This is a genomic window from Streptomyces bambusae, assembly GCF_019400985.1.
Taxonomy (GTDB): Bacteria; Actinomycetota; Actinomycetes; order Streptomycetales; family Streptomycetaceae; genus Streptomyces; species Streptomyces bambusae_A.
Genome location: NZ_WTFF01000189.1, coordinates 1 through 14,315 on the forward strand (window position 1 = coordinate 1; position 14,315 = coordinate 14,315).

At 72.1% G+C, this 14,315-nt stretch carries 12 protein-coding genes and 1 pseudogene; 5 read left to right on the forward strand and 8 right to left on the reverse strand.

What is annotated here, in order from left to right:
* Positions 1-711, reverse strand: a 711-nt coding sequence (gene ureA / locus GPJ59_RS23450; RefSeq protein WP_219669510.1) for an urease subunit gamma, incomplete at its 3' end; no start/stop codon positions are given.
* A 181-nt stretch (positions 712-892) separates the two neighbouring features.
* Here ureA and GPJ59_RS23455 point away from each other — a divergent pair.
* Complete coding sequence (locus GPJ59_RS23455; protein WP_219669511.1) at positions 893-2,302, forward strand: cytosine permease; 1,410 nt, start codon at positions 893-895, stop codon at positions 2,300-2,302.
* Between the two features lie 96 nt (positions 2,303-2,398).
* On the opposite strand, the gene GPJ59_RS23460 is transcribed toward GPJ59_RS23455, so the two are convergent.
* The 4 genes from GPJ59_RS23460 to GPJ59_RS23475 all read right to left on the reverse strand — a co-directional run bounded on the left by GPJ59_RS23460 (position 2,399) and on the right by GPJ59_RS23475 (position 6,179).
* Positions 2,399-3,484, reverse strand: coding sequence for a branched-chain amino acid aminotransferase (locus tag GPJ59_RS23460; protein WP_219669512.1), 1,086 nt, complete (start codon positions 3,482-3,484; stop codon positions 2,399-2,401).
* A gap of 227 nt (positions 3,485-3,711) precedes the next feature.
* Positions 3,712-4,752 carry a 3-isopropylmalate dehydrogenase gene (locus GPJ59_RS23465; RefSeq protein WP_219669513.1) on the reverse strand — a complete coding sequence of 347 codons (1,041 nt, stop codon included), beginning with the start codon at positions 4,750-4,752 and terminating at the stop codon, positions 3,712-3,714.
* A 140-nt stretch (positions 4,753-4,892) separates the two neighbouring features.
* Positions 4,893-5,060, reverse strand: coding sequence for a hypothetical protein (locus GPJ59_RS23470; protein ID WP_219669521.1), 168 nt, complete (start codon positions 5,058-5,060; stop codon positions 4,893-4,895).
* Positions 5,061-5,273: 213 nt separating this feature from the next.
* A complete protein-coding gene (locus GPJ59_RS23475; RefSeq protein WP_219669514.1) occupies positions 5,274-6,179 on the reverse strand; it encodes a LysR family transcriptional regulator in 906 nt (301 codons plus the stop codon).
* Positions 6,180-6,279: 100 nt separating this feature from the next.
* Here GPJ59_RS23475 and GPJ59_RS23480 point away from each other — a divergent pair, with 100 nt between their 5' ends.
* Both GPJ59_RS23480 and GPJ59_RS23485 read left to right on the forward strand, forming a co-directional pair.
* The gene (locus tag GPJ59_RS23480) at positions 6,280-7,320 is read left to right on the forward strand and encodes an NADP-dependent oxidoreductase (RefSeq protein WP_219669515.1); all 1,041 of its coding nucleotides are present in this window, start codon (positions 6,280-6,282) and stop codon (positions 7,318-7,320) included.
* A 94-nt stretch (positions 7,321-7,414) separates the two neighbouring features.
* Positions 7,415-9,460: a phosphocholine-specific phospholipase C gene (locus GPJ59_RS23485; RefSeq protein WP_219669516.1), complete on the forward strand. Its 2,046-nt coding sequence runs from the start codon at positions 7,415-7,417 to the stop codon at positions 9,458-9,460.
* A 20-nt stretch (positions 9,461-9,480) separates the two neighbouring features.
* Here the strand turns inward: GPJ59_RS23485 and GPJ59_RS23490 are convergent, their stop codons facing one another.
* A complete protein-coding gene (locus GPJ59_RS23490) occupies positions 9,481-10,026 on the reverse strand; it encodes a GNAT family N-acetyltransferase (protein WP_219669517.1) in 546 nt (181 codons plus the stop codon).
* Positions 10,027-10,103: 77 nt separating this feature from the next.
* On the opposite strand from GPJ59_RS23490, the gene GPJ59_RS23495 reads away from it, so the two are divergent.
* The gene (locus GPJ59_RS23495; protein WP_219669518.1) at positions 10,104-10,805 is read left to right on the forward strand and encodes a nitroreductase family protein; all 702 of its coding nucleotides are present in this window, start codon (positions 10,104-10,106) and stop codon (positions 10,803-10,805) included.
* A gap of 165 nt (positions 10,806-10,970) precedes the next feature.
* Here the strand turns inward: GPJ59_RS23495 and pruA are convergent, their stop codons facing one another.
* Both pruA and GPJ59_RS23505 read right to left on the reverse strand, forming a co-directional pair.
* Positions 10,971-12,602, reverse strand: a complete 1,632-nt coding sequence (gene pruA, locus GPJ59_RS23500; RefSeq protein WP_219669519.1) for an L-glutamate gamma-semialdehyde dehydrogenase — start codon at positions 12,600-12,602, stop codon at positions 10,971-10,973.
* Positions 12,603-12,622: 20 nt separating this feature from the next.
* Complete coding sequence (locus GPJ59_RS23505; protein ID WP_219669520.1) at positions 12,623-13,549, reverse strand: proline dehydrogenase family protein; 927 nt, start codon at positions 13,547-13,549, stop codon at positions 12,623-12,625.
* A 200-nt stretch (positions 13,550-13,749) separates the two neighbouring features.
* On the opposite strand from GPJ59_RS23505, the pseudogene GPJ59_RS23510 reads away from it, so the two are divergent.
* Positions 13,750-14,315 (forward strand): annotated as a pseudogene (locus GPJ59_RS23510) (PucR family transcriptional regulator); the annotation flags it as partial.

Sequence of the window (14,315 nt, forward strand, 5' to 3'; positions counted from 1 at the left end):
GCCGTGCGTCGCGCCCGCGCCGTCCGTGGCGCCCGCGCCGAGGTAGCCGCAGGCGGCGGCGCGGCGCAGGGCCTCGTCCTTGGCGCCGGGCGCGTCCAGCGGGCCGTCGACCAGGCCCGCGAAGCCGATGGCGATGCGGTCGCCGCCGATCGGCACCAGGCCGATCTCGGCCTCGGCGCCCGGGTCGAAGCGCACGGAGGAGCCGGCGGGCACGCACAGCCGCATGCCGTAGGCGGCGGGGCGGTCGAAGTCCAGCCGCGGGTTGGCCTCGAAGAAGTGGAAGTGCGAGGTCACGCTGACCGGTACGGCCGCGGTGTTGCGCACGGTCAGCCGCAGCGCGGGCTCCGGGTCCGGGGACGCCGGTCCCGGCACGACCGCGCCGGGGGCGTCCTCTCCCAGGCCCGTCGTGCCGCGGATGGGCGCGGAGACCACGGCCAGCCGGGAGCCGTCGTCGAAGACGGCCTCGACGTGCACCTCGGTGACCACGTCGGCCACACCGGGCAGGACGTCGTCCGGGCCGAGCACGCTGCGGGCGGCCTCGATGGCCTCGGCCAGGCGCTTGCCGTCGCGGGCCGCCTCGCAGACGGTGTCCGCGATCAGCGCGGTGGCCTCCGGGACGTTGAGCCTGAGGCCGCGGGCACGGCGGGCCCGGGCCAGTTCCGCCGCTCCGAAGAGCAGCAGCCGGTCGCGCTCCGTAGGGGTCAGCCGCACGACATCCACCTCCAAGGTCCAAGCTTTAGAGCATCACTCTAAACCTTCATCTCCCGTCAAGGAACCATTGACCCGGGAGCACGGAGTGGGTCACATTGAGTGTCGCTCAAAGAGAGCTCCCCCAGGCTCGCTACCCCCCGTCACCCCCGCCATGCCTCGCCCCCGGACCCGGGAGTCCCCCATGCCCATAGAACAGCGCGGAGTCGACACCATCCCCGACGAGGAGCGCACCAGCGGTCCTCGCGACCTCGTCTCGATCCTGCTCGGCTCGAACCTCTGCCTCGGTGTGATCGTCTTCGGCTGGCTGCCCCCGTCCTTCGGGCTGGGCTGGTGGCCGTCGGTCACCGCCATCGTGGCCGGAACCCTCGTCGGCATCGCGTTCACCGCGCCGCTGGCCCTGGTGTCGCTGCGTACGGCGACCAACCTGTCCACCTCCAGCGGCGCGGTGTTCGGCGTACGCGGCCGGCTCGTCGGCTCCGTGGTCGGCCTGCTGCTCTCGCTCGGCTACACCGCGCTCACGCTCTGGATCGGCGGGGACGTCATGGTCGGGGTGCTCGCGCGGCTCACCGGGCTGCCCGACACCGGCGTGTCGCGGGCCGTGATGTACGGGGTGCTGGCCGTGTGCACCGTCGTCGGGGCCGTCTTCGGCTACCGGCTGCTGCTGCGCATGAGCAAGGTCCTGTCCGTCGGCATGGTCGCCCTGCTGCTCGTCGGCGTGTTCGCCTACGCCGGCGACTTCACCACCGCCGCCCCGCCGGACACCGCGTACCTGCTCGGCTCGTTCTGGCCCACCTGGCTGCTGGCCGCCGTCGCCGCGGGGCTCAGCGGCCCCGTCGCCTTCATCACCCTGCTCGGCGACTACACCCGCTACATCTCCCCCGCCCGGCACAGCTCCCGCACGGTCCTGCGGGCCACCTGCCTGGGCCTGCTGGCCGGCCTGCTGGTGCCGCAGCTGTTCGGCACCTGGACGGCGCTGGCCGCCCGGGCGGGCGCGGACTACGCCGGGCCGCTGGTGGCGGCCTCGCCCTTCTGGTACCTGGTCCCGCTGCTGGCGGCCGCCGCGGCCGGCTCGGTGGGCAACGCCGGCCTGATGCTGTACTCCATGGGCCTGGACCTCGACGCGATCGTCCCGAGGGCCACCCGCACCACGGCCACCCTGGTGGCCGCGGCCGCCGCCACCGGCTTCGTCTTCCTCGGCTCCTTCGCGTGGGACGCGCAGTCCGCGATGACCTCCTTCGTCCTGCTGCTGACGGCCGTGGGCACCCCCTGGGCGGTCATCACCCTGATCGGCCACCTGCGCTGCCGCGGGGAGTACGACGCGGACGCGCTCCAGGTGTTCAACCGCCGGGCCCGTGGCGGCGTCTACTGGTACAGCGCCGGGTGGAACCTGCGCGCCACCGCCTCCTGGGCGATCGGCGCGGCGGTCGGCCTGGCCGCCGTGTCGACACCGCTGTACGAGGGGCCGCTGCTGGCCCTGACCGGCGGGGTGGACTGCAGCTTCGTCCTGTCGGGGCTGGCCGGCGGCCTGGTCCACACGGCGCTGACCTTCCGGACCGCGCCGGTCCGCGAGGTCGCGGTGGCCATGGACTGACAGCACGAGCAAGAACACGCGAAGGCCCGCACCCCGGACGCTCGACGCTTCCGGGATGCGGGCCTTCGTCATGTCCGCGGGCGGACGGCGGGTGCCTCAGCCGAGGGGGTGCATCCAGCCGTGGGTGTCGGCGCTGCGGCCGGTCTGGAGGTCCAGCAGGGCCTTGCGGAGCCGCATGGTGACCTCGCCCGGCTGCCCGTCGCCCTGGGTCCAGTTCGCACGCTCGGACTTCACCGAGCCGACCGGGGTGATGACGGCGGCGGTGCCGCAGGCGAAGACCTCGGTGAGGGTGCCGTTCTCGTTGTCGCGCTTCCAGTCCTCGGTGGAGATACGTCCCTCCTCGGCGGTGTAGCCGAGGTCGCGGGCGATGGTGAGGAGCGAGTCGCGGGTGATGCCGGGCAGCAGCGAGCCGGTGAGCTCGGGGGTGACGATGCGGTCGCCGTACACGAAGTACAGGTTCATGCCGCCCATCTCCTCGATCCAGCGGTGCTCGACGGCGTCCAGCCACACCACCTGGTCGCAGCCGTGCTCGGCGGCCTGGGCCTGGGCGACGAGCGAGGCCGCGTAGTTGCCGCCGGTCTTGGCCGCACCCGTGCCGCCCTTGACCGCGCGGACGTACTCCTCGGAGAGCCAGACGGAGACGGGCTTGACGCCACCGGGGAAGTACGCGCCCGCCGGCGAGGCGATGACCATGAACAGGAACTCGTTGGCCGGGCGCACGCCCAGGCCGACCTCGCTGGCGAACATGAACGGGCGCAGGTAGAGCGAGGCCTCGCCGGAGTCCGGGACCCAGGCGCGGTCCTGCTGGATGAGGGCGTCGCAGGCGGCGATGAACAGCTCGGTGGGCAGCTCCGGCATGGCCATCCGGCGGGCGGAGGCCTGGAAGCGCTCGGCGTTGGCCTGCGGGCGGAAGGTGGCGACGGTGCCGTCGGGCTGCTTGTACGCCTTGAGCCCCTCGAAGATCGTCTGCGCGTAGTGCAGCGTCATGTTCGCCGGGTCGATGGACAGCGGGGCGTAGGGGACCAGCTCCGCGTCGTGCCAGCCGCGCCCCTCGGTCCACTTGATCGTCACCATGTGGTCGGTGAAGTGGCGGCCGAATCCGGGGCTGGCCAGGATCGCCTCGCGCTCCGCGGCGGACAGCGGGTTCGAGGAGGGCTTGAGCTCGATCGTGGGCGTCGTCATGAGTGCTTGTCCTTCACCGGTTGGGTAGGGCGGACCGCGCTCACGGCGTACTAGGACGTCCGAGCTTCCCCGTATTCCGCGGCCTCGCGTTCGATTATCGCGCGCGGGGTCGGTCCGGAGAAACGGGGAGTAGCGGCCCAGGGGAGATGGTGGCACCCGGGGCCGCACAGGAAAAGCCGCCGGGTGTCGGAGGGGCCCGGCGGCTTCCTGCGGGTGGAGCTGCCGGGTCAGCCGGCTACGCGTGCGGCGAGGGCGTCGCCGATCTGGTCGGTCGTGCGGAAGGTGCCGTCGCGCTCGGCCAGGTCGGCGGTGACCGCGTCCTCGATGCGGGCGGCCTCGGCCTCGTGGCCCAGGTGGCGCAGCAGGAGGGCGACCGAGAGGATCGTCGCGGTCGGGTCGGCCTTGCCGGTGCCGGCGATGTCCGGGGCGGAGCCGTGGACGGGCTCGAACATGGACGGGAAGGCGCCGGTCGGGTTGATGTTCCCGGAGGCGGCGAGGCCGATGCCGCCGGTCACGGCCGCGGCCAGGTCGGTGAGGATGTCACCGAAGAGGTTGTCCGTGACGATGACGTCGAAGCGCTCGGGCTGGGTGACGAAGAAGATGGTCGCCGCGTCGACGTGCAGGTAGTCGGTGGTGACCTCGGGGTACTCCTGGCCGACCTTGTCGAAGATGTTCTTCCACATGTGCCCCGCGTAGACGAGGACGTTGTTCTTGTGGACCAGCGTCAGCTTCTTGCGGGGACGGGAGTTGGCCCGCTCGTAGGCGTCGCGGACCACGCGCTCCACGCCGTAGGCCGTGTTGACGCTGACCTCGGTGGCCACCTCGGCGGGGGTGCCGGTGCGCAGCGAGCCGCCGTTGCCGGTGTACGGGCCCTCGGTGCCCTCGCGGACGACGACGAAGTCGATGTCCGGGCGGCCGGCCAGCGGGGTGGCGGTGTTGGGGAACAGCTTCGAGGGCCGCAGGTTGATGAAGTGGTCGAAGGCGAAGCGCAGCTTGAGCAGCAGGCCCCGCTCCAGCACGCCCGACGGCACCGACGGGTCGCCGATGGCGCCCAGCAGGATCGCGTCGTGGTGCCGGAGGGCCTCCAGCTCCGCGTCGGGGAGGGTCTCCCCGGTCCGGTGCCAGCGGCGGGCGCCGAGGTCGTATTCCTTGGTCTCCAGCTTCACGTCCTGCGGCAGGACCGCGGTGAGGACCTTGAGGCCCTGAGCCACCACTTCCTGGCCGATGCCGTCACCGGGGATCACTGCGAGATTGATGCTGTGCGCCATGTCGGCACCGTACTCTCTGTCCCAGCCCCTGACACTTCTTGTCCATTATCCGGACGTGACGTGTCGGGGCGACGGGTCTGGCGTGTCGGGCGACCGGGATCTGACGTGTCGGCTGTCGGGGCGACGGGGCCTGCCGGCCGTCAGTGGCCGGTCGCGCCGCCGTTGTCGCGGCGGTCCAGGGCCCGCTGGAGTGCGGCGGCGGCGTTCTTGCGGTCGGCGTCGGCGGAGGAGGAGTGGCGGACGCGGCGGGCGGGCGTGGTGGTGTGCATGGTGATCGACTCCTTGAGATCACGGCGTGGCGGGGCCACGGATGAGGGGTTCCTTCAAGGCGCCGGAAGGGGCGGGGAGCGGGGCGCCGCAGGGGTTGCCTGCGCGGGTGCGCGCGCTCACGGCCGCCATTCGCCGGATCGGCGAGACGTTCGGCTCCTACAACGCTAGGGCAGCGCACGCTGTATGTCTGCGCAATTACTCGGACTTCCTACTATCTGAGACGGCGATCACCCGGACGGTCATCCCGACGGTCATCCGGCGGCCCCCTCGCCGAGCCGGCCCGCCACCGGCTCCCGCTGCGCCCGCAGCTCTCTGATCAGGGCCTGGACGGCCCGCGAGCCGGCCTGCTCGCGGGTGGTCACGTAGCCCACCGACCGGGTCGGGCGCCCCGGCCCCAGGTCCTCGATCTGCACCGCGTCCGTTGCTCCGTTCAGGGACAGCGCCGGCATGATCGCCATGCCCAGGCCCCGCTCCACCATGGCCAGCACCATCCCGTCGTCCTCGGCCTTGACCGTGGCCCGCGGGATCCAGTCCTGGCCGCGCCACCAGTCGCGGGTGTAGGAGCCGCAGTTCTCGTCCCAGTCCACCAGCGGCAGCGAGCGCGGGTCGGGGTGGCCGGCCGGGTGCACCAGGGCGTACGGCTCCTCGACGACGACGCCCGACAGCAGCCCCGCCGGCACCTCGGCGGAGCCGCCGAGCGTGGCGATGCCGAGGTCGGCCCGGCCCGCGGCGACCTCGCCGGCGGTGCCGGCGCCCAGCTCGCGCACCACCCGTACCTCGGGCGTGATGTCCGGATGGCGGACGGTGAGCCGCTCCAGGGCCGGGGGCAGCAGGTGCAGGGCGGCGCTGCGGAAGGCGGCGATCCGCAGCGGGCCCGCCACCGTCCCGCGGGCGGCGCCGCGGGCCTCGGCGGCCAGGACCTCGTACATCCGCAGGATGCGGCGGGCGTGGGCGACGGCCCGCTCGCCGGCCGGCGTCGGCCGTGCCCCGGCGCGGCCGCGCTCGAAGAGCACCGTGCCGACCTTGCCCTCGATGCCGCGCACCGAGTGCGAGACGGCGGACTGGGTCAGGCCCAGCGCGGCTGCGGCGGCGGAAAATCCGCCGGAGTCGGCGACGGCGACCAGGACCCGGAGTTCCTGCGGGGCGAGCTCGGCCACGGGGCTCCCACCTCGTTCTATGAGCAGTTTTCATGGATGTGCGGCTTCCATGAGCCCAACCCCCTGCCCGGCCCGGGGATTCCTTCCTAGCGTCTGCGTCATGACCGAGACCGCATACGCCGTCCACCAGATCGCCCGCCCGGCCGGCTTCCCCGAGCCCGGCGACTTCCGCTACGTCGAGCTCCCCGTCCCCTCCCCCGCGCCCGGCACCGCCGTGGTCGAGAACCTCTACCTGTCCGTGGACCCGTACCACCGCGGAATGATGGACGGCGGCCCGGACGGCTTCGAGCTGAACGCCCCGCTGGAGGGCCGCTCGGTGGGCCGGGTCGTCGCCTCGCGCGACCCGCAGCTCGCCGAGGGCGACCTGGTCTTCCACCGCGAGGGCTGGCGCACCCACGCGGTCGTCACCGCCGGCGTGGGCGGCGCCCGCAAGCTGCGCGGCTGGGCGGGCGTCCCGCTGGACGCATACCTCGGCATCCTGGGCGGCACCGGCCTGACCGCGTACGCGGCGCTCACCCGGACCGCGAAGCTGCGGGCCGGCGAGGACCTGTTCGTGTCCGCGGCCGCGGGCGGGGTGGGGACGGCCACCGCGCACATCGCGCGGCTGCTGGGCGCGCGCCGGATCGTCGGCAGCGCCGGCTCGGCGGCCAAGGTGGACCACCTGACACGGGAGCTGGGCTTCGACGCCGCCTTCGACTACCACGACGGGCCGGTCGCCGAGCAGCTCGCGGCCGCCGCCCCGGACGGGATCGACGTGTACGTGGACAACGTGGGCGGGGAGCACCTGGAGGGCGCGATCGAGCACCTGCGCGAGTTCGGGCGGATCGCCTGGGTGGGGGCGATCTCCATGTACAACGGCGACCGTTCGCCGGCCGCGCCCCGCAACCTGTTCGAGGTCGTCCACAAGTCGCTGCGCATGGAAGGGGTATTGGTCCGCCACCACACCAATCTCCAGGACGAGCTGGAGGAGTTCCTCGTCCCGCACCTGCGGACCGGCGCGGTGCGCTCCGACGCCACGATCTCCCAGGGATTCGACCGGACCGTGGCGGCCTTCATCGACATGCTGCACGGCGGGAACACCGGGAAGACGCTGGTCCGGGTGGGTGCCGCGGAGCCGTCCGAAGCGGCCACCGGAAGTTAACCCAAGGATTACTGCACGGATCTAGACCTTTACGGCCCCCTCCCCCACCCTTGCCTCGACGTGCCGCTGGGGCACGCGTGACGAAGGGCGGGTCATGACTCCCATCAGCCGCAGGGGATTCGTGGGGATCGGCGCGGGACTGGGGGCCGGGCTCGTGGCGGGAGCAGCCCTGCCCGCCGCCCCGGCGGCCGCGTCGACAGCGGCGGCCACCGCCACCGGTACGATCCGCGACGTCAAGCACGTGGTGATCCTCATGCAGGAGAACCGCAGCTTCGACCACTACTTCGGCAGACTGAAGGGGGTGCGCGGCTTCGGCGACCGCGCGGCCGGCAACATCCCGGGCGGCTGGGGCACGTTCAACCAGCCCGACTGGGTCGGCCGGCGCTACCCGTGGAAGCTGTCCGCCACCCCGCCGGCGGGCGGCGCGGACGGCGAGACCCTCGCCCAGTGCAACGGCGACCTGCCGCACAGCTGGACCTCGCAGCACGCCGCCTGGAACAAGGGCCGGATGGACAACTGGGTCATGGGTGTCGGCAACAACCGCACCCTCGGCTTCCTGGACCGCGGCGACATCCCGTTCCACTACGCACTGGCCGACCACTACACGGTCTGCGACGCGTACTTCTGCTCCGCCCTCAGCGCCACCGGCCCGAACCGCACCTTCCTGTGGAGCGGCACGATCGACGGCTCCAGCAAGGACGGCGGCGAGGAGTCGGGGCTGACCTGGGAGACGTACGCGGAGGCGCTCCAGCGGGCCGGGATGAGCTGGAAGGTCTACCAGAACGCCCAGGACAACTACGGCGACAACGGTCTGGCGTACTTCAAGAAGTTCACCGACGCCGCGCCCGGGAACCCGCTGTGGGACCGCGGCATGGGCTCGGTCCCGAAGGTCACCGGCTCCACCCCCGACGACATCGCCGCCGCGATCCGCGCCGACGTGGTCGCGGGCACCCTGCCGCAGGTCTCGTGGGTGGTGGCGAACGAGGCGTTCTCCGAGCACCCCTACGCCCCGCCCGGCGACGGCGCCCACTTCGTGGACCTGGTGTACCGGGCGCTCGCCGCCGACCCCGAGGTCTTCGACTCCACCGTGCTCTTCCTCAACTACGACGAGAACGACGGCTTCTTCGACCACGTGCCGCCGCCCACAGCCCCGCCCGGCACCCCGGGCGAGTACCTCGACGGCCTGCCGGTCGGCCTCGGCTTCCGGGTGCCGATGCTGGTGATGTCGCCGTGGACCCGCGGCGGCTGGGTGAGCTCGGAGGTCTTCGACCACACCTCCGTGCTGCGCTTCATGGAGACGTGGTCCACCGCCCTGGGCACCCCGGCCCTGTGCCCGAACATCAGCGCCTGGCGCCGCAGGGTCGTCGGCGACCTCACCGGCGTCTTCGACTTCGCCCGCCCCGTCTACGGCGTCCCGGCGAACCTGCCCTCCACCGCCAAGGTCATCGGCCAGGGCACGTGCGCGCCGCTGCCCAACCCGGTCCCGCAGGACAACGCCCTGCCGGCCCAGGAACCGGGCACCCGCCCGGCCCGGGCCCTGCCCTATCAGGTGGGCGGCAACCTGGACCGGCTGGAGTTCGGCGAGGCGGGCAAGATCCTGGCCTGGTTCTCGATGACCAACCAGGGCGCGCAGGCCACCCGGCCGGCCCACTTCTCGATCCACCCGCACCAGTACCGGGACACCGCCGCCTGGCAGTACACGGTCGACCCGGGCGGCAGCGCCTCGGACTGGTTCAGCATCGGCCTGGGGCACGGCTCCGGCAAGTACGACATCTCGATGTACGGGCCGAACCGCTTCCTGCGGCGCTTCATCGGCGACGCGTCCAAGGCGGGCCGGGCGATCGAGGTGGCGGCCCGCTACGGCGTGGAGTCGGGCACCGGGAAGACGGCCGTCTGGTTCAAGATGACCAACACCTCGTCCGGCCCGGTGACCTTCACCATCCGCTCCAACGCCTACCGCACGGACGGCCCATGGACCTACACGGTCCCGGCGAACTCCTCCCGCGAGGACTTCTTCAACGCGGTCGCGTACACCAAGGGCTGGTACGACTTCACGATCCTGGCCGACATCGACGGCACCTGGTCGCGCCGCTACACCGGCCACATCGAGACGGGCGCCCCGAGCGTCTCGGGCTCCTGACGCCGACCGGAGCCCCTCACCTACAGCACGTCGCCGTCGCGCCAGTCGAAGAAGAGCTGACCGGCCGGGTCCGGCAGGGCCCGGCCGGGCGGCGTCCACACGTACGTGGAGCCCTCCTCCTCCGCCAGCCGGACCGGGCCCTGGGGGGACAGCGCGCCGATCCGGCCGCCCCACACGCGCCAGCCCCGGCCCGTGTACAGGGCGGCGCCCTCGTCGGAGGCGGACAGCGCCCCGAGGACGTACGCCCGCCCGATCACCTCCTCCAGGGCCGCCATGACCCGTCCCCCGTGGCCCTGCCGGCGGTGGCCGGCGCGGACGGCGACGGCCTCGACGTAGCCGGTGCGCAGGGCCCGGCCGCCGTGCACGACACGGCGCTGCACGACGCTGCCGTGGGCGACGAGCCGGCCCGCCTCGGACACGAGGGCGTGCATCCCGCCGATTCCGTGCTCGAAGTCCTCGTCGCCGAAGTCGCCGTCGAAGGCCTCGTCGAGGAGGGCGCGGATCTCCTTCAGCTCGTCGTCGGTCAGCTGCGCCGTGTGCACCAGTCGTGTCCGTGTATCGGTCATGCAACCAGTCTCCCTCCGCCACGGTTCGGCCGACGCGCATCTGGCCGGAAAGGGCTCCGCCTCGGCACACTCGGCCCATGTCGCCCAGCACCCAGCAGTGGACCCCCACGCACGGCGAGCCCTACCGCCCCGTCGCGTACCGCCCCGACCGCATGCCGAGCAGCGAATCGCTCGCCCGGGCCGCCGAGTTGCGGGCCCGGATGGACGAGCGGCGCACCGTGCGGCAGTTCTCCCCGGACCCCGTCCCCGACCAGGTGGTGCGCGACGCCATCGCGTGCGCCGCGACCGCGCCGTCCGGCGCGCACCAGCAGCCGTGGACCTTCGTCCTGGTCAAGGACCCGGCGGTGCGCCGGCAGATCCGGGCGGCGGCCGAGCAGGAGGAGCAGATCTCCTACGACGGCCGGCTCGGCGACGAGTGGCTCGCCGCGCTGCGCCCGCTCGGCACGGACTCCGTCAAGACCCACCTCACGGACGCCCCGGCGCTGATCGTGGTCTTCCAGCAGCGGTACTGGCTGGGCCCGGACGGCAGCAAGCGCAAGCACTACTACGTGGACGAGTCGGTCGGGATCGCGGTCGGCATGCTGCTGTCGGCCCTGCACCTGAGCGGCCTCGCGGCCCTGGTCCACACCCCGAGCCCGATGCGCTTCCTCTCCCACGTCCTGAACCGCCCGGAGAACGAGAAGGCCTTCGCGGTCGTCCCGGTGGGCTACCCGGCCGACGACTGCGAGGTCCCCGACCTGGTCCGCAAGTCCCTGGACCAGGTCATGGTCGAGGTCTGACCCGCCCGCGGCCCCGCCCCGACCGGACCCGACCCGGTCCGCGCGGACCCGCCCCGACCCGCCCCGGTCCGCGCCGCCCCGGGAAATGGAGACCGCCGGGAATTGGAACCGCCCCCGCTCCGGACTTGGGGGTACCGGAGCGGGGGCGGGGTTCGGCGGGGGTGGTCAGCCCATGTGCGGGTAGCCGTACTCGGTCGGCGGGACCAGGGTCTCCTTGATGGAGCGGGTCGAGGTCCAGCGCAGCAGGTTCGACGCGGCACCGGCCTTGTCGTTCGTGCCCGAGGCGCGGCCGCCGCCGAAGGGCTGCTGGCCGACGACGGCGCCGGTCGACTTGTCGTTGATGTAGAAGTTGCCCGCGGCGAAGCGGAGCTTGTCCATCGTGTGCGCGGCCGCGTAGCGGTCACCGGCGATGACGGAGCCGGTCAGGGCGTACGCCGAGACGGACTCCATCTGCTCCAGCATCGCGTCGTACTCGGCGTCGTCGTAGACGTGGACCGCGAGGATCGGGCCGAAGTACTCGGTCGTGAAGACCTCGTTCTCCGGGTCGGAGCACTCGATGACGGTGGGGCGCACGAAGTAGCCCTCGGAGTCGTCGTACGTGCCGCCGGCGACGATCGTGCAGGTCGGGTCCGCCTTGGCGCGGTCGATCGCGGCCTTGTTCTTGGCGAAGGCGCGCTCGTCGATGACGGCGCCGATGAAGTTCGACAGGTCGGTGACCGAGCCCATGGTCAGGCCGTCGACCTCGGCCGCGAACTGCTCCTTGAAGCCGTCGTTCCAGATGGAGGCCGGGATGTAGGCGCGCGAGGACGCCGAGCACTTCTGGCCCTGGAACTCGAAGGAGCCGCGGGTCAGCGCGGTCTTCAGGATCGCGCGGTCGGCGCTCGGGTGGGCGACGACGAAGTCCTTGCCGCCGGTCTCGCCGACCAGGCGCGGGTAGGACTTGTACTTCTCGATGTTGTTGCCGACCGTCTTCCACAGGTACTGGAAGGTCTTGGTCGAGCCGGTGAAGTGGATGCCGGCGAGCTCGGGGTGCTCCAGGGCGACCTCGGAGACGGCGATGCCGTCACCGGTGACGAGGTTGATGACGCCCTTGGGCAGGCCGGCCTCCTCCAGCAGCTCCATGAGGAGGACCGCGGAGTGGGTCTGGGTCGGGGACGGTTTCCAGACCACCACGTTGCCCATCAGGGCGGGGGCGGTGGGCAGGTTACCGGCGATGGCCGTGAAGTTGAACGGCGTGATCGCGTAGACGAAGCCCTCCAGCGGGCGGTGGTCGCTGCGGTTCCACACGCCGGCGGAGTTCGCGACCGGCTGCTCGGCGAGGATCTGCCGGGCGAAGTGCACGTTGAAGCGCCAGAAGTCGACGAGCTCGCACGGGGTGTCGATCTCGGCCTGCTGGGCGGTCTTGGACTGGCCCAGCATGGTGGAGGCGGCGAGCTTCTCGCGCCACGGGCCGGCCAGCAGCTCGGCGGCGCGCAGGATGATCGCGGCGCGGTCGTCGAAGGCCATGGCGCGCCAGGCCGGGGCGGCGGCGAGGGCGGCCTCGATCGCGTCGCGCGCGTCGTCCTGGGTGGCGTTGGCGTAGGTGCCGATGACCGACCGGTGGTCGTGCGGCTGCACCACGTCGAAGCGCTCGCCGGCGCCCATCCGCTTCTCGCCGTTGATCGTCATCGGCAGTTCGATCGGGTTCTCGGCCAGCAGCTTCAGCTGGGCCTCCAGGCGGGCGCGCTCGGCGCTGCCGGGGGCGTACGAGTGGACCGGCTCGTTGACCGGAGCGGGGACCTGGGTCACAGCGTCCATGAGTCTTGTAACTCCTTGACCTAGTTCTTGGTGATCATCGAGCGGACGAAGAAGAGCAGGTTGGCCGGCTTCTCCGCGAGGCGGCGCATGAAGTAGCCGTACCAGTCGGTCCCGTACGCGGTGTAGACCCGCATCCGGTGGCCCTCGGCGGCGAGCCGGAGGTGCTCCTCGCTGCGGATGCCGTAGAGCATCTGGAATTCGTACTCGTCCAGTTTGCGCCCCGCCTTGCGGGCGAGCTCCTGCGTGATGGCGATCAGGCGCGGGTCGTGCGACCCGATCATCGGGTAGCCCTCGCCCTCCATCAGGATCTTGAGGATGCGGACGTACGCCTTGTCGATCTCGCCCTTGTCCTGGTACGCGACCTCGGCCGGCTCCTTGTAGGCGCCCTTGACGATGCGGACGCGGCTGCCGGCGGCGGCCAGGCGGCGGGCGTCGGCCTCGGTGCGGAAGAGGTAGGCCTGGATCACGCAGCCGGTCTGCGGGAAGTCCTTCCGCAGCTCCTCGTGGATGGCGAACATCGAGTCGAGGGTGGTGTGGTCCTCGGCGTCCAGGGTGACGGTGGTGCCGATGGCGGCGGCGGCCTCGACGACGGGGCGGACGTTGGCGAGGGCGAGCTCGTGGCCGCCCTCCAGCGCCTGGCCGAACATCGACAGCTTGACCGACATCTCGGCCCGCTCGCCCAGCTCCAGGTCCTTCAGGCGGTCGATCAGCTCCAGGTAGGCGTCCCGGGCGGCGTAGGACTGCTCCACGGTGGTGATGTCCTCACCCACCACGTCGAGGGTGACCTCCAGGCCCTTGGCCGTGAGGTCCGAGACGATCGGGATGACCTGGTCGACCGTCTCACCCGGGATGAAGCGGTTGACCACGGGCTTGGTCACCGGGGCGGCAGAGACGATTCGGCGCATCTTGTCGCTGCGCGAGGCGGCGAGGATCGCGGGACCCAGCACGGGGCACCTCCAACGGGTGGCAGAAGTGAAGGCCGGACACATCGCCAGTGAAGGGTGTGGCCGTAAAAGGAACGCAAGTAGAACCACCGTGAAACCTAAGGATCTCCACGATCGTCTGCCATCGACAGCTGTCACGCATCCGTGTCCCGGATCTCATACAGATGTCTGAGGACGCGGCCGCCGGGTGGGAGAATGACCGGGTGAAGGGCGATTACCAGGACCTGGTGGACGAGATCTCGGCGCTGCTGGGCGCGCCCGCGACCCTGGAGAACCGGGACTTCCGCCTCATCGCCTTCGGCGCGCACGACAGCGACGACGATCTCGCGATGGACCCCGTGCGCACCCGCTCGATCCTGACCCGGCAGTCCACCCCGGCCGTCCGGGCCTGGTTCGAGGACTTCGGGATCACCCGCGCCACCGGCCCGGTGCGCATCCCGGCGACGCCCGAGGCCGGGGTCTTCCGGGGGCGGATCTGCCTGCCGGTGCGCTACGGGGGGATCGTCCAGGGGTACGTCTGGCTGCTCGATGCCGAGCCCGGCCCGGGCGCCCCGCCCGGCCCCGACGCCGGCCAGCTGGAGGCGGCCATGGAGGTCGCCGCCCGGATCGGGGTCCTGCTGGCCGAGGAGGCGAAGGCGGGCGCCGACCTCTCGCGCGAGTTCCACGCGGTCCTGACCGCCGACCGGGGCTGGCAGCGCGACATGGCGGTCGCGGCGCTCCGCGAGGCGCTGGGCGCCGGGGCGGACGGCCCGCACGCGCTGGTGTGCGC

Bases quoted from the DNA above. Each gene is read 5' to 3' on its own strand.
- pruA (WP_219669519.1), bottom strand. From the start codon at position 12,602: ATGGACGCTGTGACCCAGGTCCCCGCTCCGGTCAACGAGCCGGTCCAC.
- GPJ59_RS23460 (WP_219669512.1), bottom strand. From the start codon at position 3,484: ATGACGACGCCCACGATCGAGCTCAAGCCCTCCTCGAACCCGCTGTCC.
- GPJ59_RS23490 (WP_219669517.1), bottom strand. From the start codon at position 10,026: ATGACCGATACACGGACACGACTGGTGCACACGGCGCAGCTGACCGAC.
- GPJ59_RS23480 (WP_219669515.1), top strand. From the start codon at position 6,280: ATGACCGAGACCGCATACGCCGTCCACCAGATCGCCCGCCCGGCCGGC.
- GPJ59_RS23455 (WP_219669511.1), top strand. From the start codon at position 893: ATGCCCATAGAACAGCGCGGAGTCGACACCATCCCCGACGAGGAGCGC.
- GPJ59_RS23485 (WP_219669516.1), top strand. From the start codon at position 7,415: ATGACTCCCATCAGCCGCAGGGGATTCGTGGGGATCGGCGCGGGACTG.
- GPJ59_RS23495 (WP_219669518.1), top strand. From the start codon at position 10,104: ATGTCGCCCAGCACCCAGCAGTGGACCCCCACGCACGGCGAGCCCTAC.
- GPJ59_RS23465 (WP_219669513.1), bottom strand. From the start codon at position 4,752: ATGGCGCACAGCATCAATCTCGCAGTGATCCCCGGTGACGGCATCGGC.